The following is a 20,918-nucleotide window of genomic DNA, read 5'->3' as shown; positions in this document are numbered from 1 at the left end:
TTGAACAAGAAGGATCTCAAGAAGTTCAAGGCGATGCTCGAGGAGTCGAAGCGCCAGCTGCTGGCCTCGGCCAAGAAGACGCTGACCGAGGAGGCCAGCTTCGACACGGACGATCTGCCCGACGAGATCGACCAGGCCTCCAGCGAGTACACGCAGTCGATGATCTTCCGCCTGCGCGACCGCGAGAAGTTCCTGCTGGCCAAGATCGACAAGGCCCTGGCGCGGGTCGAGACCGGCAACTTCGGCGTCTGCGAGAAGTGCGAGGAGGAGATCTCGGTGAAGCGCCTGGAGGCGCGCCCGGTCACCACCCTGTGCATCCGCTGCAAGGAAGAGCAGGAGCAGAAGGAGAAGTCGTTCGGCTAGTCGCCCGGCGTGGCCAGGCGTCGGACGGCACCAGGCGGCCGGGTCCCTTCGGGATCCGGCCGTTCGCCGTCCTGGGGCCGGCGCGCCGGCGCGCCGTCGCTCAGGCGTCGAGCCGGAGGAGCTGCGTCCCCAGCAGCAGCTGGTCGCCCGGGGCCAGCTCCACGGCGCCGGCCACCCGGACGAAGGTGCCGTTGGAGCTGCCCAGGTCGGTGAGGGTGATCACCCCGTCGGCCAGGTCGAGCCGGGCGTGGCGCGCCGACACGTAGCGGTCGCCCGGGAAGGTGACGTCGCCGGCCTCGCGCCCCAGGGTGTTCTCGCCGTCCCGCAGCGGGAAGATCTCGCCCAGCCCGCCGCCGTCGAGGAGCTGGGAGAGGCGCAGGGTGGCCCCGCCGTCGGGGCTGCCCCAGGGGCGCACGCCCCGCTCGTCGGCGGCCGCAGGGCGCGGCACGGGCTCCAGCCGCAGGAGCTGCCGGCCCAGCCGCAGCTCCTCGCCCACGCCCAGGCGGTGGGGCGCCTTGAGCCGCAGGTAGGTGCCGTTGACGCTGCCCAGGTCCTCCACCACCACCGCCGCGCCGCGCCGGGTGAAGCGGGCGTGGCGGGGCGAGACGGCCGGGTCGTCGGCCAGCCGGATCTCCCCCTCGGCGCGGCCGCACCAGGTCTGCTCGCGGTCCAGCGGGAAGACGGCGCCGGGCAGGCCGTCGTGGCGCACGGTGGCCAGGCGCGGGGCGGCCGACGCGGCCGCGGCCGGCTCGCCGGCCGGGCGGGCCGGGGCCAGGCCGCCCCCGGTGGCGGGGCGGGCGCGCCCGGTGGCCGGGGGCGCGGGGGCCGGCGTGGGGGGGCGGGGCGCCACCGGCGTGCCGCAGTGGCCGCAGAACTTGAAGCCAGCCTGGAGGCGCGTGCCGCAGGCGGTGCAGAAGGCCTCCGGCGCGGCCGGGCCCGGGGGCGGCGCGGCCGGCTTGAGCGGCTGGCCGCAGTCGAGGCAGAAGGCGAAGCTGGGATCGTTCTCCCGCCCGCAGCGCGCGCACTTCACCGGCTTCGACATGACGCCATTGTCGCCACGGCCGGCCCGGGGGGTCAACGCGCCGTGTTCGTGGGACGCGCGCCGTGTAGTATGGGCCGGCCCATGCGCCCCTGCCCGGAGTGCCAGCAGCCGATCGCCGACGAGGCCCGCTTCTGTCCCTTCTGCGGGGGCGCCAGCGCCGCGGCCGTCCCGGTCGACCCGATGATCGGGGCCACCGTCAGCGGCAAGTTCAAGGTGGAGCGGCTGGTGGGGCAGGGGGGCATGGGCCGGGTCTACCGGGCCCGCCACCTCACCCTGGACCGGCTGGTGGTCCTCAAGATGCTGCACAAGGCCTACTCCGAGGACCCGCAGATCGTGCAGCGGTTCCAGCGCGAGGCCCGCGCCGCCTCCCGGCTCAACCACCCCAACTCCATCGCGGTGCTCGACTTCGGCGCCGCCGAGGACGGCACGCTCTACATGGCCATGGAGTACCTGGCCGGGCGCGACCTGGCCCGGGTGGTGGCCGAGGACTTCCCGCTGCCCGAGCCGCGCATCATCCGCATCGGCGCCCAGATCCTGTCGGCCCTGGCCGAGGCCCACGCCCAGGGGATCATCCACCGCGACCTGAAGCCCGAGAACGTCATGGTGGAGCCGCGCCGCGACGAGGCGGACTTCGTCAAGGTGCTGGACTTCGGCATCGCCAAGATCACCGCCGCCGCCGAGAACGAGCCCAAGCTGACCCAGGCCGGGCTGGTGTGCGGCACCCCCGAGTACATGAGCCCGGAGCAGGCGCGCGGCGCCGACCTGGACGCCCGCAGCGACCTCTACTCGGTGGGCGTCATCCTCTACCAGCTGGCCACCGGCGAGCTGCCCTTCCAGTCGGACACGCCGGTGGGGTTCCTCACCAAGCACCTGGTGGAGGTGCCGGTGCCGCCGCGGCAGAAGCGGCCGGAGCTCTCGGAGCCGCTCGACCGGCTCATCCGCCGGGCCATGGAGAAGGAGCCGGGCCAGCGCCACGCCGACGCGGTGGCCATGCGCGAGGCGCTGCTGGCCTGCGCCACGGCCGCCCCCCCGGCCCGGCCCGCCGCCCCCGCCCGGCCCGCGCCGCCGCCCACCTTGATGGTGGACATCACCGAGGACGTCCCCGCACCCGCCGCGAGCCCGCCCCCGCCGGCCCGGGCCGCGGCGCGCCCACCCGCGGCGCCGGCGCCGGCGCCCCCACCTGTGGCCGCGCCGGCACCGGCACCCTCCGGCTCCAAGCTCCCGCTCGTCGCCGGGCTGGTGGTGGTCGCGCTGGTAGGCGTGGGCGCGGCGGTGTTCCTGGGCAAGGAGCAGGGGCCGCCGACCCCGACCGCGACCCCGACCCCGACCGCGACCGCGACCCCGACCCCGACCCCGACCGCGACCCCGACCCCGACCGCGACCGCGACCCCGACCGCGACCCCGACCCCGACCGCGACCGCGACCCCGACCCCGACCCCGACCGCGACCGCGACCGCGACCGACCCGACCCGACCCCGCCCGACCCCGACCCAGACCCCGACCCGACCCCGACCCCGACCGCGACCGCGACCCCGACCCCGACCGCAACCGCAACCCCGACCGAGCCCGCGCCCCCGACCGCTCCCACGGCGCCGGCCCAGACCGCGACCACCTCCCCGCCGAAGCCGCCCCGCCCGGACCGGGCCCGGGCCAGGGCGCTCCTGGCCAGGGGCGACGCCTCCCGCGGCCAGCTCGACCTCGACGGCGCCATCCGCAGCTACCTGGCGGCCGAGGCGGCCGACCCGTCCCTGGCCGAGCTGCAGAAGAAGCTGGCGCTCTGCTACCAGCAGCAGGGGAACGACCAGGCGGCGGCGGCGCGGTACCGGCGCTACCTGGCCACCGACCCACCCGACGCGGCCAAGGTGAAGGCCATCCTCTCCACGCTCCAGTAGCGGCGCGGGGCTGCGCCGCGGCGCCCGAGCGCTACGGCTCGCGCCCCTCGGCCTCGCCCCGCAGCCGCTCCTCCACCGAGCGCATCTTGCCGGCGATGGTGTGGACCTTGTCCCGCCGGTCGTCGATGCGCAGCGAGGTGGAGACCCGCTGCGCCCCCTGGGTGAACGGGTGCTCGTGCATGCGGCGAACCACCGCCAGGATCTCGTCGAGGTCGCCCTCGATGATGGTCCCCATGGCGGTGAGCTGGTGGGTCAGCGTGGTCTCGCGCAGGAGGCGCTCCACCCCCGCCACGTAGCGGGAGACGCTGGTGGTGGCGGTGCCGAGCGGCGTGATGGTGAGGAAGGCGACGGGCACGGTGGCTCCTCCGGGGTGGCGGGCGCCGCGGCCGCTGGGCCGGGCGGTCAGGCGATGGCGATGCGCAGCACCTCGCGCCCCATCCTGAGCCCATCGCCGTCGTGCAGCTCGCGCTCGGCGTGTGGGGGGATGCGCACGAAGGTGCCGTTGGACGAGCCCAGGTCGCGCAGCCGCGCCCCGCCCTCGGCGTCCAGCACCAGCTCGGCGTGGGCCTGCGACAGGAAGGGGTCGTCCCCCAGGTTCACGGCGCAGCCGGCGCGGCCGATGGTCACCGAGGGGCCGGGGCGCACGAAGACCCGGCCTCCCACCCCGCCCTCCAGCCACTCCTCCACCACGGCCGCGGGCGCCGCGCCGCCAGGCCGGGGGGCGCCGAAGCGCCGGGTGCCGTCGGGCGGGCCCGGCGGGGCGGGCGGCAGGGGGCCGGCGAAGCGGAGCAGCCGGTCGCCCACCACGAAGAGGTCGCCGGGACGGAGCGGCGCCGAGGGGCCGCGCAGGCGGAGGTAGAGCCCACCCGGCGCGCCCTCGTCGCGGACGTGCAGGGCGCCGTCCCGGTAGAAGAAGGTGGCGTGGTGCGGCGCCAGGCAGGGGTCGCCGGGGAAGACCACCTGCCCCTGGGTCCTGCCGGCCGTGACCTGCTCCGCGTTGAGCCGGAAGGTGGCGCCGTCCAGCCCCTCGCCACGCTCCAGCACCAGCTTGGCCCGCCCCGGCGCCAGGGCGCCGAAGACCTGGGTGGCGCTGCGGGCCGGGGGCGGCTGCTGCAGCACCTGGGTGCCATGCGCGCCCAGCGCCTGCCCGCAGCGCTGGCAGAACTGGCTGGGGCCGGTCTCCTCGCCGCAGCGGGCGCAGCGTGGCCCGGTGGCGCCCGCGCTGGCGCCGAGGCCAGGGGAGGAGGGGACCAGCGGCACCAGGCGGGTGGCGGCCGGGGCGCCCTTCCGGAAGGCGCGCACCACCGGCTGGCCAGGCTGGGACGGCGCCGCCGCCCCGGGCGCGCCGAGGGAGGGCGCCACGGGCGTGGGGGCGCCGCCCGGCTCCGGCACCTCGAGCCCCTCGACCGGCAGGTCCAGGGGGAGGTCGACCTGGAAGTCGAGCGCGGCGTCGCCCGCCGGGGGCGCGGTCGCGGCCGCCAGCGCCACCGCCGGGGTGGCCGCCGCGGAGCCGATGGCCGCGCCACAGGCGGCGCAGGCCCTGGCCCCGGGCTCGTTGTAGGCGTCGCAGGCGCGGCAGACGATGCCGAGGATGCCGGTGAGCCGCCCCAGCTCCAGGGCCACGCCGCAGGCGGGACAGTCGCTCATGGTGAGATCGAGCGCGGCGCCGCAGGACTTGCACGTGAGCACGGGGGACGACCTCCGGGAGGATCTCTACCCCGCGGCTGGCTCCGCGCTCAACTCCCGGGCGCGGGCCGGCTCGCCGGGGGGGCTGCCAGGCCCCGGCCCCACCCGCCCGAGGGCCGGGCGCCCGGGGTGCGCGGGGCGCCCCGGCGCCACCGCTCCCTGGCCCGCCTTGCCGCCCCCGGAGGTGGGACGCTAGGCTGTCCGTCCTTGCTGCGACTCAACGACATCCTGGACCGGGTCGCCACCTACCACCCCGACCCCGACCTGGACCTCATCAAGAAGGCCTACGTCTACTCGGCCAAGGTCCACCAGGGGCAGCTGCGCAAGTCGGGAGAGCCCTACCTGGTGCACCCGCTGGAGGTGGCCGGCATCCTGGCCGAGCTCAAGCTCGACGAGGCCTCGGTGGTGACCGGGATGCTGCACGACACCATCGAGGACACCCTGGCCACCAAGGCCGAGATCGCCGAGCTGTTCGGCGAGGAGATCGCCGACCTGGTGGACGGGGTCACCAAGCTCTCCCAGTTCAGCGCCGCCAACACCCAGGTGGAGAAGCAGGCCGAGAACTTCCGCAAGATGGTGGTGGCCATGGCCAAGGACATCCGCGTCCTGCTGGTCAAGCTTGCCGACCGCACCCACAACATGCGGACCCTCGACCACATGAAGCCGGAGTCGCAGGAGCGCATCGCCCGCGAGACCCTCGACATCTACGCGCCGCTGGCCAACCGCCTGGGCATCCAGTGGGTCAAGGCCGAGCTGGAGGAGCTGTCCTTCAAGTACCTCATGCCGGCCGACTTCGCCGACATCACCGGGCGCATCGCCGCCCAGGGCAAGGAGAAGGAGCGCTTCGTCCAGGACGTGGTGGGCATCATCCGGGAGAAGCTGGCCGCCCAGGGGCTGGAGGCCGACGTCTCGGGGCGGCTCAAGCACGCCTACTCGGTCTTCCGCAAGATGCGGCAGCTCGACGTGGACTTCGACCAGATCCAGGACGTCATCGCCTTCCGGGTCCTGGTCGACTCGGTGGCCCAGTGCTACGAGTCGCTGGGGGTGGTCCACACCCTGTGGAAGCCGGTGCCGGGGCGCTTCAAGGACTACATCGCCATCCCCAAGCCCAACGGCTACCAGTCGCTGCACACCACCGTGGTGGGCCCCCGGGGCGAGCGGGTCGAGGTGCAGATCCGCACCCGCGAGATGCACCGCATCGCCGAGGAGGGCGTGGCGGCGCACTGGGCCTACAAGGAGCAGGGCCGGGACGGCAAGGGCGCCGGGCAGCTCTCCAAGAAGGACGCCGCCGAGTACGGCTGGCTGCGCCAGCTGGTGGAGTTCCAGCGCGAGGTGGACGACCCGCGCGAGTTCCTGGAGACCGTCAAGGTCGACCTCTTCTCCGACGAGGTCTTCGTCTTCACGCCCAAGGGCGACCTGAAGGCGCTGCCGCGCGGCTCCACCCCGGTGGACTTCGCCTTCGCCATCCACTCGCAGATCGGCCAGCACTGCGTGGGCGGCAAGGTCAACGGCAAGCTGGTGCCGCTGCGCCACAAGCTGAAGAACGGCGACTCGGTGGAGATCCTCACCTCGCCGCACGCCCACCCGTCCAAGGACTGGCTCACCTTCGTCAAGACCAGCCGGGCCCAGGCCCGCATCCGCCAGTACATCCGGGGCGAGGAGCAGCGCCGCTCGCTGGAGATCGGCAAGGAGGTGGCCGAGAAGGACCTGCGCAAGTACGGCCTCTCGCTGGCGAAGCTGGAGAAGTCGGGCGAGCTCACCAGGGCCGGCGAGAAGCTGGGCTACCGCGGCGTCGACGACCTGCTGGCCGCGGTGGGCTACGGCAAGGTGACCACCGCCCAGCTGCTGGCCCTGCTGCTGCCCCAGGACCAGCTGGCCGCGCCGCCGCCGCCCGAGGCGGCCCCCTCGCGCCTCTCCGAGCTCTTCCGCAAGGTGGCGCGCCGCTCGCTCTCCGGGGTGCGGGTCAGCGGCGTGGACGACATGCTGGTGCGCTACGGCAAGTGCTGCAACCCGGTGCCGGGCGACCAGATCGTGGGCTTCATCACCCGCGGGCGCGGCGTCACGGTGCACACCGCCACCTGCGACAAGGTGCTGGAGAGCGCCACCGAGCGGCGCGTCGACGTCACCTGGGACGTCAAGGGCGACTTCAAGCGCCCGGTGGCGCTGCGGGTGGTGGGCGCCGACCGGCCCGGCCTGCTGGCCAAGATCTCCAGGGCCTTCGGCGAGGCCGACGTCAACATCTCCCAGGCCACGGTGCGGACCACCGCCGAGAAGGCGGTCTTCGACCTCGAGGTCACCATCGGTGACCTGAAGCAGCTCACCGGCATCATCCGGTCGATCGAGCGGATCGACGGGGTGCAGACGGTCAAACGGGTCTAGGCCGCGCGGCCCGGACCGCCCATCCGCGCGGAGCCCATCCCATGCCGAGCCACCAGCGCCACGTCATCGCCACCGCCGACGCGCCCCGGGCCATCGGCCCTTACAGCCAGGCGGTCTCCGTCCCGGCCCCGGCCCTCGCGGGGCTGCTCTTCCTCTCGGGGCAGATCCCGCTCGACCCGGCCACCGGCGAGCTGGTCAAGGGGACCATCGAGGAGGAGACCCGCCGGGTGATGGAGAACCTGCGGGCGGTGCTGTCGGCCGGCCAGGCCGGTTTCCAGGACGTGGTGAAGACCACCATCTACCTCACCGACCTGTCCGACTTCACCCGGGTGAACGAGGTCTACGGCAGCTACTTCCCGGCCCACCCGCCGGCCCGCGCCACGGTGCAGGTGGCGGCGCTGCCGCGCGGGGCCCGGGTGGAGATCGACGCCATCGCGGCGCCCGGCCTCTGAGGGCGCCCGGCCGGCGCGCCGGCGCCGCCCGCTCACGGCTCGTCGTAGGTGAACTCCTTGCCGGCGAAGTTCCTCAGGGTCCACTTCTTCCCCTCGTGGCGCACCACGTAGTCGGGGTTGACCGGGATCTTCCCGCCGCCGCTGGGCGCGTCCACCACGAAGTACGGCACCGCCAGGCCGGAGGTGTGGCCGCGCAGCGAGCGGATGATGCGCCGGCCGGCCTCGATGGGCGTGCGGAAGTGGCTGATGCCCTTGGCCAGGTCGCACTGGTAGATGTAGTAGGGGCGCACCCGCATCAGCAGGAGCTTGTGGTTCAGCTCCTTGACGGTGCGCGGGTCGTCGTTGACGCCCTTGAGCAGCACCATCTGGTTGCCCAGGGCGCAGCCGGCGTCGGCCATGCGGCGGCAGGCGTCGAAGGCCTCGGCGGTGCACTCGCGGGGGTGGTTGAAGTGGGTGTTGACGTAGACCGGCTGGTGCCGGCGCAGCATCCGCACCAGGTCGTCGGTGATGCGCTGGGGCAGCGTCACCAGGTTGCGCGTGCCCAGCCGGAAGATCTCGACGTGTGGGATGGCCCGCAGCCGCCCCAGGATGTAGTCGAGCCGGTCGTCGGAGAGCGACAGCGGGTCGCCGCCCGAGACCACCACGTCGCGGATCTCGGTGTGGTGCTCGATGTAGGCGAGGCTGTCCTCGATCTGCTTCTTGGCGGCCGCGCTGGAGGGGTCGGCCACCTTGCGCTTGCGGGTGCAGTGGCGGCAGTACACCGGGCAGTTGTGCGTCGTGTAGAAGAGCACGCGGTCCGGGTAGCGGTGGGTCAGCCCCGGCACCGGCATGTCCCGCTCCTCGGCCAGCGGATCCTCCAGGTCGGCCGCCGCCACGGTGAGCTCGCCCATGGTGGGCACCGACTGCAGCCGCACCGGGCAGGTGGGGTCCTCCGGGTCCATCAGCGCCGCGTAGTAGGGCGTGATGCCCATGTGGAACTCGGCGTCGGTGGCCACCACCGCCTGGCGCTCGTCCTCGGTGAGCCGGATGACCCTCTCCAGCTGGTCCAGCTTGGTGATCCGCTCGCGCTGCTGCCAGTGCCAGTCGTTCCAGCTGGAGTCCGGCACCCCGCGCCAGATGGCGCGCGGCCCGAGCGGGAAGCGGGAGCGGACGTGGGCCACCGGGCGGACGTCGCCGGCGGTCGTGGCGGGCGGAGTCACGGCGGCCTCCGCGCCGTCCGGCGGCGGGCCTGCGCTGGCGGCGCCGTTCGACCCCGCGCCGCTGGTGGGGGCGGCTGGCGAGGCTGGCGCCTCGGCGGCGGCCTCAGGCTGGCTGCGGACCGGGGTGCTCGGCAGGGGCACGGTCTCCATGGACGCTCCCTTCGGGCGCGCGGGCGCCTCGCGCCATTCATAGCGCCGAAGCCGCCCGGGGACACCACCGGCGACACCCCTGGGACGCGCTCCCCTGGGTTTGACTCGGCCGTCGCCGCGCGGGTACGTTCCGCGGCCGCCGCGCCGGGGAGGCGCCGGCGCCACGAGAGCCCACCCGTCCATGCCCTGGCGCGAGCGATTCCCCGGCGTCTCCGAGACCGACTGGCGCGACTGGCGCTGGCAGCAGCGCCACGTGCTGCGCGGCGCCGCCGACCTGGAGCGGCTGGTGCGGCTCACCCAGGACGAGCGGCGCGGGCTGGCCCTGGACGGGCTGCGCACCGGCGTCACGCCCTACTACGCGGCCCTGATGGACCCCGAGCGCGCCGACTGCCCGGTGCGGCGGCAGGCCATCCCGGTGGCCGCCGAGGGCGACCTGGCCCCCGGCGACCTCGCCGACCCCACCGGCGAGGAGGTCCACCGGCCGACCCGGGCGGTGGTCCGGAAGTACCCGGACCGCGTGCTCCTGCTGGTCACCGACACCTGCCCCGTCTACTGCCGCCACTGCACCCGGCGGCGCATCACCGGCGGGGCCGAGGGGGCCTTCGACCGGGCGGCGGTGGAGGAGGGGATCGCCTACGTGCGGGCCCACCCGGAGGTCCGCGACGTCATCGTCTCCGGCGGCGACCCGCTGACGCTCTCCGACGAGCGGCTGGAGGCCACCCTGGCGGCGCTGCGCGCCGTCCCGCACGTGCGGCTCCTGCGGGTGGCCACCCGCGCGCCCGCGGTGCTGCCGGCCCGCGTCACCGGGGACCTGGCGGCCACCCTGCGCCGCTTCGCCCCGCTCTTCGTGGTGACCCACTTCAACCACCCCAAGGAGCTGACGCCCGAGGCCCGCCAGGCCTGCGAGCGGCTGGTGGACCACGGGGTGCCGGTGGAGAACCAGGCGGTGCTGCTGCGCGGCGTCAACTCCACCGCCCGGCTGCTCGGCGACCTCTTCGAGGGGCTCTTGGCCTGGCGGGTGCGCCCCTACTACCTGCACCAGGGCGACCTGGCGGCCGGCACCGGCCACCTGCGCACGCCGCTGGCCACCGGGGTGGAGCTGCTGCGCCAGCTGCGCGGCCGGCTCAGCGGCCTGGCCATCCCGCACCTGGCGGTGGACCTGCCGGACGGCAGCGGCAAGGTGGTGCTGGCGCCGGACTACACCGGCACGGCGGGCCTCCGGCGCGGCGAGGGCGGCACCTGGCTCGTCAACCACCGCGGCGACCCGGTGTGGTACCCCGACCCGCCGGAGGCGGACTGCCGCTGCAGCTACGACGAGGCCTGGTACGGGCCGGACCGCGCGGCCACCTAGCCCCTGGCCGCGGCGGCGCGCCGGCGGGCCTGCCACCACTCGTAGAGGCCCGGCAGGAACGAGATGACGATCACCACCACGATCACCTTCTCGATGTGCTGCACCAGCAGCGGGAAGCGGGTGCCGAGCACGTAGCCGATGAGCGTCATGGAGCCGACCCAGGCGGCGCCGCCCACCACGTTGAAGGTGGCGAAGCGCTTGTAGGTCATGCCGGCGACGCCGGCCACCACCGGCACGAAGGTGCGCACCAGGGGCATGAAGCGGGCCAGGATGATGGCCTTGCCGCCGTGCCGCTCGTAGAACTCGTGCGCCGCGCGGACGTGGTCGGGGTTGAAGAAGCGGGAGCGGGGCCGGTTGAAGAGGTGTGGCCCGGCGCGCCGCCCGATCCAGTAGGAGGTGGCGTCGCCCAGCACGGCCATGGGGATGAGCAGGGCGTTGAGCCAGAGGATGTCGAGGTCGCCCTTGGCGGCGTAGAAGCCGGCCATCACCAGCAGCGAGTCGCCCGGCAGGAAGAAGATCAGCGCCCCGGTCTCGAGGAAGACGATGAGGGCCAGCCCCGGGTAGCCGCCCCAGGTGATGAGCGCTCCCGGGTTCCGGATGAGGTCGATGAGCCACTGGAGCAGGTGCACGCGCCCTTGTACCCCGCGGGCGGGAGCGCGCGCCACCCGCGGGGCCGGCGCGCCGGGCCCAGGCCGGGCGCCCCGGCTGCGGCGCTCCGGCTGCGGCGCCGGCGCGGCCGCCGGCCGGCGCGCCGCCGACTGGACGGCCCGCCGGACCGTCCCTAGCATCGGGCGGTGCCCCCCCACCACCCCGCCCGCGCGCTGCTGGCCGCGCTCGTCGCCGCCGCGCTGGCCGCCCCGGCCGCGGCCCGCGCCGAGGAGCTGATCCGGGTGGTGGTGGCCGAGCGGCTCCGGACCGTGACGCTGGCCGGCGACGGGCTCTCGCTGCGGGCGCCCGAGGCCGAGGGGCCTGGCCGCGCCGTGGGTCGCAGGCTGGAGCTGGAGGTGGACGACGGGGTGCTCACCGCCGACGGCGACGACCTGCCCGCCGCGGTGGTGGTGGAGGCCACCGGCCCCATCCGCATGGGCGCCCGCACCCTGCACCGCCTGGTGCAGGTGGAGCTGGGCGCCGCCGGCCTCACCGTCATCGAGGAGCTGCCGCTCGACGACTACGTGGCCGGGGTGCTCTCCGGCGAGCTGCCGCGCAGCTTCCCGCCGGAGGCGCAGAAGGCGCAGGCGGTGGCCGCCCGCAGCTACGCCCTGATCCGCAAGATCGAGGCCGAGGCGGCCGGCCGCGGCTGGCACCTGGGCGCCGGCGTGCTCTCGCAGGTCTACGCCGGCGCGGCCCCCAACCCGGTGGCCCGGGCCGCCGCCGACGCCACCCGCGGCGAGGTGCTGGTGTCGGGCAACGAGCCGGTGGAGGCCTTCTTCCACGCGGCCTGCGGCGGCGCCACCGAGGGCGGCCTGGCCGCCCTGGGCCGCGACCTGCCCTACCTGGCGTCGGTGCCGTGCGGCCGGTGCAACGGGGCGCCCGGGGCCCGCTGGAAGCTCACCCGCAGCGGCGCCGAGCTGGCGCGGGCGGTCGGGCTGGCGAGCCCGGTGAGCGCGGTCCGGGTGCTGGAGCGCAGCCCCTCGGGGCGGGCCGCCCGGGTCGAGCTGGCGGCCGGCGGGCGCACCGTGACCCTGGCGGCCGCCGATCTGCGGCAGCGGCTGGGCTACGGCGCGCTGGCCTCGCTGGCCTTCGAGGTGTCGGCGCGGCGCGGCGGCTTCACCTTCGAGGGGCGCGGCCAGGGGCACGGCGCCGGGCTCTGCCAGTGGGGCGCGGCCGGGCTGGCCCGCCAGGGGAAGGACTACCTGGAGATCCTGGCCCACTACTACCCGGGCGCGCGGGTGGTGAAGCTGTACTGAGGCGTCACGCACGGCCGGCGCGCGGCCCGGTGGCGCCGGCGGCCGCGGGCCAGCGCGCCGGGTCTCGCCCGAGCGGGGGAGCCGCCCGCGCCGGCGCGGCCGCGGGGTGGAACCGCTCCGGGCGCATCCAATATGCTTCCGCGGCATGGCACTCGACGATCAGGTGGCGTCGCTCCTCGAGCGAGGCCAGGTGGGGGAGGCAGCCACCGCCGCGCTGACGGGGCTCGGCCCCGCGGTGCTCGGGTACCTGGGCAGCCTGCACGACGAGGACGACGCGCGCGACGTCTTCTCCACCTTCGCCGAGGACCTGTGGCGCGGCCTGCCCGGCTTCCGGGGCGAGTGCTCGCTGCGCGCCTGGGCCTTCCGCCTCGCCTGGCACGCCAGCGCGCGCTTCCGGCGCGATCCCTTCCGGCGGCGCGGCGAGCGGCTGCCCAGCAGCGCCGCCTCCCGCCTGGCCGCCACCATCGCCGGCGCCAGCCTGCTGCCGGGGGGCCGGCGCGACGCCCTCCGCCAGCTGCGCCAGGCGCTCGACCCGGAGGAGCGGACGCTGCTGGTGCTGCGCGTCGACCGGGAGCTGGAGTGGGACGAGGTGGCGGCGGTGCTCTCCGCCGAGGGCGCGCCGGTGGAGGCCGCCACCCTGCGCAAGCGGTTCGAGCGGCTCAAGGGCCGGCTGGGCCGCCTGGCGCGGGAGCAGGGGCTCCTGGAGTGACCGGGGCCGGCCCGCGCCCGGCCCCGGGGGCCCTCTCGGCGCTGCTGGCGGAGCTGGCGCGCGGACCAGCCCTGGAGCCGGGCGGGCCCTCGCCGCGCCCGGGCGCCGCGGTGGGGCGGTTCCGGCTGGTGCGCGAGCTGGGGCGCGGCGGGTTCGGGCAGGTGTTCGAGGCGCACGACCCAGAGCTGCGCCGCCAGGTGGCCCTGAAGCTCCTCCGGCCGGGCCGCGCCGGCGACGCCGCCGACCCGGGCCGGGCCGCCCTGCTGCACCGCGAGGCCGAGGCGGCCGCCCAGCTGCAGCACCCCAACATCGTCACCGTGCACGACGCGGGTGGGGGCCCGGCCGGTCCCTGGCTGGTGATGGAGCTGCTGCGCGGCGAGTCGGTGGCCGAGCGGCTGGGGCGGGGGCGCCTGCCGGTCCGCCAGGCGGTGGCCGTGGCGGTGCAGGTGGCCCGCGCGCTGGTCCACGCCCACGGGGCCGGGGTGCTGCACCGCGACCTGAAGCCGGGCAACGTCTTCCTGGTCGAGGGCGGGCCGGCCAAGGTGCTCGACTTCGGGCTGGCCCACGCCTGCGGCACCCTGGGGCCCGCCAGCGGGGGCACGCCGGGCTACATGGCGCCCGAGCAGGTGGATGGCCGGCCGGAGGACGTGCGCACCGACGTCTACGCGCTGGGGGTGCTGCTGCACGAGATGGTGAGCGGCGACCGGCCGGGCCCGGCGGGCGCGCCGCCGGGGCCCCTCTCGGCGCCGGGCGCCCCCCCGGGCCTGCAGGCGCTGGTGGCCCGCGCCGCCGACCCGAACCCGTCCCGGCGCCCGGCCAGCGCCGGCGAGGTGCTGGAGGCGCTGCTGGCGCTGGAGCGCGACTGGGACGCCGGCCGCGCCGCGCCCGGGCCCGCGGCCCCGCCGGACGGGGCGGAGGGCGGCCGCGGCCAGGGCGGCGCGGCCGTCGCGGCGGACGGCCGCCAGCCCGCCGGGGCCAGCCGGCTGGAGGCCTTCCGCCAGTACGTGCTGGGCGAGCAGTGCGCCCGCCACCCGGCGCTGGGCCAGGACTGCGGCGCGCTGCTGCGCCGGGCCGTGGCCCTCGACCCCGGCCTGGCGATGGCGCAGTACGAGCTGGCGGCCTGGCTGCGCTGGTTCGGCGGCTCCCGGCGCGACCAGGAGGCGGCGGTGCAGGCCGCCCTCCGCCACGCCGGCGAGGCCTCCCCGCGCGACCAGCTGCTCATCCAGGCCCTGGCGGCGCAGGTGGCGGGGCTGGACCACGAGGCGCTGGAGCTCTACGGCCGGGTGGTGGCGTCCTGGCCCGACGAGGTGCGCGCCTGGTACCAGGCCGGCGACCTGCTGCGCCACCGCGACGAGCCGGCGGCGGCGCTGCCGTGGTTCGAGCAGGTGGTGGCGCTCGACCCGGAGTTCGGCTGGGCCGCCGGCCACCTGGCCGACGCCCTGGGGGCGCTGGGGCGGCGCGACGCGCTGGCGGCCTGGGTGCGCCGGCTGGAGCAGGCGCCCGGGCCGGGGGCGCTGCACGGCCTCTCGCTGGCCTACGGCTGGCTGGGGGACCTGGCGGCGGCCCACGCGGCCGGCGAGCGGGCCGTGGCCGTGGGCGGGGGCGTGGCCGGACGCGAGGACCAGCTGGCGGCGCTCTTCTTCTCCGGGCAGTTCGCCGCCGCCGAGCAGGCGGTGCGTCCCCTGGCCTCGCCGCAGAGCCCGGTCCGGCGCATGGGCTACTACGGCCTGGCGGCGCTGCAGGCCTACCAGGGGCGGCGCCGCGCCGGGCTGGCGCTGCTCGACGAGCTGGCGCGGGAGGTCCCGGCGGTGCGCGGCGACTGGAACTACCACGCGGTGCGCGCCGACTACCTCATGGGCGACGACGACCTCCCGGGCGTGCGCGCCGCGGTGGCGGTGCTGGCCGACCTGGAGCCGCGCGCCGCCGCCGAGCACGCCTGCTCGCTGGCCTGGCTGGGCGACCTCCCGGGGGCTGCGGCGCTGGGCGCCGGCCTGCCGCCCGGCGGCGTGCACGCCACCACCTGCCGGGCGCTGGTGGCCTGGCACGAGGGCCGGCCGGAGGAGGCGCTGGAGGGCCTCCGGTCGGCCTGCCAGCGCGCGCCGGTCCTCACCTGGCGGGTCGCGCCGCTCTACCTGCTCGGCGAGCTGTGCGCCCGGGCGGGGCGCCACGAGGAGGCCGTGGAGGCGCTGGAGCGCTTCCAGGGCTGCTACGTCTGGCGCCAGATGTGGCGCAGCTGGGCCTGGCCGCGTGCGCAGCTCCTGCTGGGGCGCAGCCAGGCGGCGCTGGGGGAGCCGGAGCGGGCCGGCGCCGCGCTCGACCGGCTGCTCTGGGCCTCTGCGGGGGCCGAGCCCGGCGCGCCGCTGCTCGACGAGGCGCGGGCGCTCAGGGCCGGGCTGCCGGCGACCCGGGCGGTCGGTCCGGGGTGAGCGGCGCGAGGCCACCCGGAGGGCCAGGCCCCGGCCGGGAGGCCGGCCCCCGGGCACGGGTCCGTCGGGCGTGGTAGATGGCCGCCGGATGGAGGTCTCCGACTTCGACTACCCGCTCCCCGAGGAGCTGATCGCCCAGGCGCCGGTGTCGCCGCGCGACGCCTCGCGGCTGCTCTGCCTGGCCGGGACCGGACCTACGGACCACCGCGCCTTCGCCGACCTGCCCGACCTGCTCCAGCCCGGCGACCTGGTGGTCTTCAACGACACGCGGGTCATCCCGGCGCGCCTGGTGGGCGTGAAGGAGGGGACCGGCGGGAAGGTGGAGATGCTGCTGGTCGATCCGGTGGGCGGCGACCTGCCCCGCCGCTGGCGGGCCATGGGCCAGGCGGCCAAGCCCATCCGCGAAGGGGCCCGGCTGCGCTTCGGCGAGCTCCTGGCGGTGGTGGAGCGGGTGGAGGGGGAGGGGTTCTACGCGCTCCTGCTCGACCGGGAGGGGCCGGCGCTGGAGGCGGCCCTGGCGGTGGCCGGCCGCCTGCCGCTGCCGCCCTACATCCGCCGGGCCCCCACGGCCGACGACGCCGAGCGCTACCAGACCGTGTTCGCCCGCCGCCCCGGCAGCGCCGCCGCGCCCACCGCCGGCCTGCACTTCACCCCCGAGGTGCTGGCCAGGCTGGAGGCGCGGGGGGTGGCGCGCGCCGCCGTGACCCTGCACGTGGGGCCTGGCACCTTCCTGCCGGTGCGCGGTGAGTCGTTGGAGCAGCACCGGATGCACGAGGAGCGGTTCGAGGTGGGCGCCGCGACGGTGGAGGCGGTGGCGGCGTGCCGGGGGCGGGGGGGCCGGGTGGTGGCGGTGGGGACCACGGCGGTCCGCACGCTCGAATCGGCCTTCTGCGACGGCCGGTTGCAGGCCGGCGCCGGCCGGACGGCCCTGTTCATCCGTCCGGGGCACACCTTTGGCGTGGTCGATGCCCTGGTCACAAACTTCCACCTCCCGAGATCTACCCTCCTGATGCTGGTCTGCGCCTTCGGAGGCCGCGAACGGGTGCTGGCGGCGTACGCGGAGGCGGTCTCGTGCCGGTACCGGTTCTTCAGCTACGGGGACGCGATGCTCCTCACCCGGGGCGCTTCGACCCCGGGTCCGATGGTGTAGGCTTCCGATGACCGGAAGGAGCATTCGGGTGCAGAGCGTGGCCGTCAACCTGGAGCCGCCGCAGTACCTCGCCGGGTGGCGCCCCGAGACGGGGGTGCTGTTCCTGCCCGCGCTCTCGGAGTCCCGCGTCGGCGACCAGGTGGCGGTGCGGGTCGGCATCTACGGGCAGGCCATCCGCGCCACCGTCTTCGGCAAGGTCTCGATGGTCAGGCGGGTGGGACGCCCGGCGCTGCCGCCCGGGGTGGAGCTGACCCTCGACCGGGCCAGCCAGCCGGCCGCCGGGTTCCTGGCCATGGCGGCGCGCGGCGAGCCGGTCAGCTTCCGCGAGCGCTTCCCGCGCTACGCCGTGGAGCGGCGCGTCCCGGTGACCCACGGCGACACCGTGCAGGACACCACCACCTTGAACCTCTCCGAGGGCGGCTGCGCCGTCCGCTGGGCCGGCCAGCTCCCGCTGGTGGGCGACGTGCTGCAGCTCCGGCTGGGCGAGGGGCTCTTCGCCCCGTCGGCCCGCGTGGTGGTCTGCTGGAACCAGCCCGGGGGCCCGGTGGAGCGGAGCGTGGGCCTGCGCGTCATCGCCGAGGGGCGGGCCGGCAAGGCCTGGCGCGCCCTGGTGGCCGACGTGGCCCGGTCGGGCGCCCGCGCCGCGTAGCCGCTCGGCCCGGCCCGGTCCCTTGGGCCCGGGGCCTTGACGCGGCCGTCGCCCCGGGGGAAACCGCGGGCGTGATCCGCTACCAGCTCCTGGCCACCGACGGCGCGGCGCGCCGCGGCCGGCTCCACTCCGCGCGCGGCACGGTGGAGACGCCGGTCTTCATGCCGGTGGGCACCGCCGCCAGCGTCAAGACGCTGGAGCCGCGCGACCTGGAGGCCATGGGCGCGCGCATCGTGCTCGGGAACACCTACCACCTGTTCCTCCGGCCCGGGCACCAGCTCATCGAGAAGCTGGGCGGGCTGCACCGCTTCATGGCCTGGACCGGCCTGACCCTCACCGACTCGGGCGGCTTCCAGGTCTTCAGCCTGGGCGAGCGGGCCGAGAAGGCCGGCGGCGGCGCCCCGCGGCCCGGCCCGGGGCTGGTGACCATCGCCGAGGAGGGGGTCACCTTCCGCTCCCACCTGGACGGCTCGAAGCAGTTCCTCTCGCCGGAGCGGGCCACCGACATCCAGCTGGCCCTGGGCGCCGACGTGATCATGGCCTTCGACGAGTGCCCGCCCTCGCTGGCCGACCGCGCCTACCACGAGCAGTCGCTGGCCCGCACCCAGCGCTGGCTGGTGCGCTGCCGCCACGCCTGGCAGGTGGGCTCGGGCCGCCGCGCCGACGCCGGGCTCACCCCCTCGGCCCTGTTCGGCATCGCCCAGGGCGGCCTCTTCCCGGACCTGCGGGCCAGGGCCATCGAGGAGGCGGCGGCCCTGGACCTGCCCGGGTACGCCCTGGGCGGCTACGCGGTGGGCGAGACGCCGGCCACCATGTGGGAGGGGGTGGCGCGCGACGCCCCGCTCCTGCCGGCCGACCGGCCCCGCTACCTGATGGGGGTCGGGACGCCGGAGGACCTGCTGGCCGGCATCGCCGCCGGCATCGACATGTTCGACTGCGTCCTGCCCACCCGCACCGCCCGCAACGGCCTGCTCTTCACCAGCCAAGGGCGGCTCAACGTGAAGAACGCCCGCTTCACCGAGGACCAGCGCCCCCTCGACGAGGCCTGCGGCTGCCACACCTGCCGCACCCACACCCGGGCCTACCTGCGCCACCTGTTCCGGGCCGACGAGCTGACCGGCCTCAGGCTCAACTCCATCCACAACGTGCACTACTACCTGGCGCTGATGGCGGACGCCCGGGCCGCCATCGAGGCCGGGCGCTTCGAGGCCTTCCGGGCCGAGCGGACCGCCGCCTGGAGGGCGGGCCTCGACGGGTGATCGAGGGCTGGCGCGGCACGCCGGGGAGGCCCCCCCGGCGCTCCCGAGATAACCATTGCCCCCGCCGCGAAAATGCTGTTAGAAACCGGGGCCTTTTCCCGTCCTCACCGGAGTCGCCATGGTTCCCGTCCTCCACGCTTTCCTCTCGCAGACCGCGGAGGCGCAGCCGGCGCCCAACCCGCTGGTCCAGTTCCTGCCGTTCATCCTCATCGCGGTGGTGTTCTACTTCGTCTTCTTCCGCCCCCAGCAGAAGCAGGCCAAGGAGCACCAGGGCTTCCTGGCGGGTCTCGCCAAGGGCACCGAGGTGGTGACGCAGGGCGGGCTCATCGGCACGGTGGTCCTGGTCGAGGACCGGACCGTGACCCTGGACGTGGGGGGCGGCAACAAGGTCCGCGTCCTCAAGGGCAACGTGGTGGGCGCCTGGCAGGAGAAGCTGCCGGCCTCACCCGCCAAGCAGGAGAAGAAGTAGATGGAACGGAACTGGTCGTGGCGCGTCGGCCTGGTGGTCGCCGTCGCCCTCTTCTCGATCTGGCAGCTGGTCCCCAGCTGGTACTACTTCAAGCTCCCGCCGGACCAGCGGCTCGGCGAGGTGTACGACGCCTCGGTGCCCGGCTGGGCGCCCGACGCGCGCAAGCACATCAACCTGGGCCTGGACCTGCAGGGCGGCATCCACCTGGCCATGGGCGTGGACGTCGATCGGGCCGTCAAGGCCAAGATCGCGCGGCGCGCCGACGAGATCGCCGAGCACCTCAAGACCAAGGGGCTGGCCTTCACCGCCGCGGCGCCGGACGCCAGCGGCCTGCGCATCGCGGTGGCCACCACCGCGCCCGCCGAGGTCGAGAAGGAGGCGCTGGACTTCTACGGCGCCGAGCTCTACGCGCCGGGCGGCTCGCCCGCCGGCCAGGTCCTGTTCGCCTTCAAGGACCAGGTGCTGCGCGAGTTCAAGGGCAAGGCCGTCGAGCAGGCCGAGAAGACCATCCGCAACCGCGTCGACAAGTGGGGCGTCAGCGAGCCCGACATCAAGCGCAAGGCCAACAACCAGATCCAGATCCAGCTGCCGGGCTTCAAGGATCCGGAGAAGGCCAAGGACCTGCTGGGCCGCACCGCGCAGCTCGAGTTCAAGATCTGCGACGACGAGAACGCGGTGCTGGACCAGCTCCAGTCCAAGCTGCCCCCCTGCCAGAGCACCCGCGCCGGGCTGACCTTCCCCCTGCCGGCCGGCGGCTGCTGGACGGTGGAGGGCATCGAGCTGCCCAGCGGCGGGTCGCGCCAGGCCCTGCTGCTGGCCGCCGAGAAGCGCCCCGAGCTCGAGGCGGCCATCGCCCAGCACGTGACGCCCCTCATCGACCCGGCCAAGAACGTCATCGGCATCGGCGAGGGCGAGGTGAGCACCGACCTGGTGCGCAACACCTACTACCGGACCTACCTGATCCGCGCCAAGACCGAGCTGACCGGTGACTACATCGCCGACGCCCGCGCCTCGGTGGACAACAGCGGCCCCGGGCAGGGCAAGCCGGTGGTGACCTTCACCATGTCGCCGGACGGCGCGCGCCTCATGGAGAAGCTGACCACCACCAACCTGCGCCGGCGCATGGCCACCGTGCTGGACGACAAGGTGGAGACCGCCCCCTACATCCAGGGCACCATCTCCTCCAACGGCCAGATCACGCTGGGCTCCAGCAGCGACTACAACCGGCTCTTCGAGGAGGCCAACGCCATCGCGCTGGTCCTCAAGGCGGGCGCGCTGCCGGCCCCGGTCACCATCTTCGAGGAGCGCACCGTGGGCGCCACCCTCGGGCCCGAGCTGGTCAAGAAGGGCACCCTGGCGGCGCTGGTCGGGCTGGCCGCGGTGCTGCTCTTCATGGCCCTCTACTACCGGGTCTCCGGCCTGGTGGCCGACGTGGCCCTGCTGCTCAACGGCCTGCTGGTGCTGGCCGTCATGTCGATGATCGGCACCACCCTGACGCTGCCCGGCATCGCCGGCTTCGTGCTCACCCTGGGCATCGCGGTGGACGCCAACGTGCTCATCAACGAGCGCATCCGCGAGGAGATGCGCGCCGGCCGCACCGTCAAGCAGTCGGTGCAGGCGGGCTACGACAAGGTCTTCTGGACCATCGTCGACTCCCACGTCACCACCCTGGTGGCCGCGGTGGTCCTCATGCAGTACGGCTCGGGCCCGGTGCGCGGGTTCGCGGTGGCGCTGGCCATCGGCCTCATCGCCTCGATGTTCACGTCCATCGTGGTGACCCGCGTCATCATGGAATACCTCACGCGCCACGAGTCGGCGCGTCTCTCCGTGTAGGC

17 protein-coding genes and 1 pseudogene are annotated in these 20,918 nt (G+C 75.4%); 13 read left to right on the top strand and 5 right to left on the bottom strand.

What is annotated here, in order from left to right; all coding sequences use genetic code 11:
* Positions 1-363: a TraR/DksA C4-type zinc finger protein gene (locus tag IPO09_11080; protein MBK9517878.1), complete on the top strand. Its 363-nt coding sequence runs from the start codon at positions 1-3 to the stop codon at positions 361-363.
* A 100-nt stretch (positions 364-463) separates the two neighbouring features.
* Here IPO09_11080 and IPO09_11075 read toward each other — a convergent pair whose 3' ends face one another.
* Positions 464-1,405: an FHA domain-containing protein gene (locus IPO09_11075; protein ID MBK9517877.1), complete on the bottom strand. Its 942-nt coding sequence runs from the start codon at positions 1,403-1,405 to the stop codon at positions 464-466.
* Positions 1,406-1,585: 180 nt separating this feature from the next.
* On the opposite strand from IPO09_11075, the pseudogene IPO09_11070 reads away from it, so the two are divergent.
* Positions 1,586-2,401, top strand: a pseudogene (locus IPO09_11070) (serine/threonine protein kinase).
* 927 nt (positions 2,402-3,328) lie between these two features.
* Here the strand turns inward: IPO09_11070 and IPO09_11065 are convergent.
* Positions 3,329-3,652, bottom strand: coding sequence for an MTH1187 family thiamine-binding protein (locus IPO09_11065; GenBank protein MBK9517876.1), 324 nt, complete (start codon positions 3,650-3,652; stop codon positions 3,329-3,331).
* A gap of 47 nt (positions 3,653-3,699) precedes the next feature.
* Positions 3,700-4,944, bottom strand: coding sequence for an FHA domain-containing protein (locus tag IPO09_11060; GenBank protein MBK9517875.1), 1,245 nt, complete (start codon positions 4,942-4,944; stop codon positions 3,700-3,702).
* Positions 4,945-5,190: 246 nt separating this feature from the next.
* Between IPO09_11060 and IPO09_11055 the strand changes: the two genes are divergently transcribed.
* Together IPO09_11055 and IPO09_11050 are read left to right on the top strand one after the other, a co-directional pair.
* The gene (locus IPO09_11055) at positions 5,191-7,362 is read left to right on the top strand and encodes a bifunctional (p)ppGpp synthetase/guanosine-3',5'-bis(diphosphate) 3'-pyrophosphohydrolase (protein MBK9517874.1); all 2,172 of its coding nucleotides are present in this window, start codon (positions 5,191-5,193) and stop codon (positions 7,360-7,362) included.
* 41 nt (positions 7,363-7,403) lie between these two features.
* Positions 7,404-7,814, top strand: a complete 411-nt coding sequence (locus IPO09_11050) for a RidA family protein (GenBank protein ID MBK9517873.1) — start codon at positions 7,404-7,406, stop codon at positions 7,812-7,814.
* 32 nt (positions 7,815-7,846) lie between these two features.
* Here the strand turns inward: IPO09_11050 and IPO09_11045 are convergent, their stop codons facing one another.
* Complete coding sequence (locus tag IPO09_11045) at positions 7,847-8,974, bottom strand: KamA family radical SAM protein (protein ID MBK9517872.1); 1,128 nt, start codon at positions 8,972-8,974, stop codon at positions 7,847-7,849.
* A 370-nt stretch (positions 8,975-9,344) separates the two neighbouring features.
* Between IPO09_11045 and IPO09_11040 the strand changes: the two genes are divergently transcribed.
* A complete protein-coding gene (locus IPO09_11040; GenBank protein ID MBK9517871.1) occupies positions 9,345-10,514 on the top strand; it encodes a KamA family radical SAM protein in 1,170 nt (389 codons plus the stop codon).
* Here the strand turns inward: IPO09_11040 and IPO09_11035 are convergent.
* Entirely contained in the window at positions 10,511-11,302 is a 792-nt protein-coding gene (locus tag IPO09_11035) for a VTT domain-containing protein (GenBank protein MBK9517870.1), read from the bottom strand. The two genes, IPO09_11040 and IPO09_11035, sit on opposite strands and share 4 nt — an antisense overlap.
* A gap of 294 nt (positions 11,303-11,596) precedes the next feature.
* On the opposite strand from IPO09_11035, the gene IPO09_11030 reads away from it, so the two are divergent.
* The 8 genes from IPO09_11030 (at position 11,597) to secD (ending at position 20,916) form a co-directional block, all read left to right on the top strand.
* Positions 11,597-12,421 carry a SpoIID/LytB domain-containing protein gene (locus tag IPO09_11030; GenBank protein ID MBK9517869.1) on the top strand — a complete coding sequence of 275 codons (825 nt, stop codon included), beginning with the start codon at positions 11,597-11,599 and terminating at the stop codon, positions 12,419-12,421.
* A gap of 145 nt (positions 12,422-12,566) precedes the next feature.
* Positions 12,567-13,130 (top strand): sigma-70 family RNA polymerase sigma factor, encoded by a 564-nt coding sequence (locus IPO09_11025; protein ID MBK9517868.1) that lies wholly within the window; start codon positions 12,567-12,569, stop codon positions 13,128-13,130.
* Positions 13,127-15,556, top strand: coding sequence for a protein kinase (locus tag IPO09_11020; GenBank protein MBK9517867.1), 2,430 nt, complete (start codon positions 13,127-13,129; stop codon positions 15,554-15,556). Before IPO09_11025 ends, IPO09_11020 begins: the two co-directional genes overlap by 4 nt.
* A gap of 88 nt (positions 15,557-15,644) precedes the next feature.
* Entirely contained in the window at positions 15,645-16,706 is a 1,062-nt protein-coding gene (gene queA / locus IPO09_11015; GenBank protein ID MBK9517866.1) for a tRNA preQ1(34) S-adenosylmethionine ribosyltransferase-isomerase QueA, read from the top strand.
* A 28-nt stretch (positions 16,707-16,734) separates the two neighbouring features.
* Positions 16,735-17,355 (top strand): PilZ domain-containing protein, encoded by a 621-nt coding sequence (locus IPO09_11010; protein ID MBK9517865.1) that lies wholly within the window; start codon positions 16,735-16,737, stop codon positions 17,353-17,355.
* Positions 17,356-17,426: 71 nt separating this feature from the next.
* Positions 17,427-18,614 (top strand): tRNA guanosine(34) transglycosylase Tgt, encoded by a 1,188-nt coding sequence (gene tgt, locus IPO09_11005; GenBank protein MBK9517864.1) that lies wholly within the window; start codon positions 17,427-17,429, stop codon positions 18,612-18,614.
* Between the two features lie 118 nt (positions 18,615-18,732).
* Entirely contained in the window at positions 18,733-19,083 is a 351-nt protein-coding gene (yajC, locus tag IPO09_11000) for a preprotein translocase subunit YajC (protein MBK9517863.1), read from the top strand.
* Entirely contained in the window at positions 19,084-20,916 is a 1,833-nt protein-coding gene (gene secD / locus IPO09_10995; GenBank protein ID MBK9517862.1) for a protein translocase subunit SecD, read from the top strand.
* Positions 20,917-20,918 lie beyond the last annotated feature (2 nt).

The organism is Anaeromyxobacter sp. (genome assembly GCA_016718565.1).
In the GTDB taxonomy this organism is placed as follows: Bacteria; Myxococcota; Myxococcia; order Myxococcales; family Anaeromyxobacteraceae; genus JADKCZ01.
This window is presented reverse-complemented; position numbering and strand designations above follow the sequence as displayed.

Bases quoted from the DNA above. Each gene is read 5' to 3' on its own strand.
- IPO09_11075 (MBK9517877.1), bottom strand. From the start codon at position 1,405: ATGTCGAAGCCGGTGAAGTGCGCGCGCTGCGGGCGGGAGAACGATCCC.
- secD (MBK9517862.1), top strand. From the start codon at position 19,084: ATGGAACGGAACTGGTCGTGGCGCGTCGGCCTGGTGGTCGCCGTCGCC.
- IPO09_11060 (MBK9517875.1), bottom strand. From the start codon at position 4,944: ATGAGCGACTGTCCCGCCTGCGGCGTGGCCCTGGAGCTGGGGCGGCTC.
- IPO09_11035 (MBK9517870.1), bottom strand. From the start codon at position 11,302: ATGCTAGGGACGGTCCGGCGGGCCGTCCAGTCGGCGGCGCGCCGGCCG.
- IPO09_11050 (MBK9517873.1), top strand. From the start codon at position 7,404: ATGCCGAGCCACCAGCGCCACGTCATCGCCACCGCCGACGCGCCCCGG.
- IPO09_11025 (MBK9517868.1), top strand. From the start codon at position 12,567: ATGGCACTCGACGATCAGGTGGCGTCGCTCCTCGAGCGAGGCCAGGTG.
- IPO09_11040 (MBK9517871.1), top strand. From the start codon at position 9,345: ATGCCCTGGCGCGAGCGATTCCCCGGCGTCTCCGAGACCGACTGGCGC.
- IPO09_11030 (MBK9517869.1), top strand. From the start codon at position 11,597: ATGGGCGCCCGCACCCTGCACCGCCTGGTGCAGGTGGAGCTGGGCGCC.
- queA (MBK9517866.1), top strand. From the start codon at position 15,645: ATGGAGGTCTCCGACTTCGACTACCCGCTCCCCGAGGAGCTGATCGCC.
- yajC (MBK9517863.1), top strand. From the start codon at position 18,733: ATGGTTCCCGTCCTCCACGCTTTCCTCTCGCAGACCGCGGAGGCGCAG.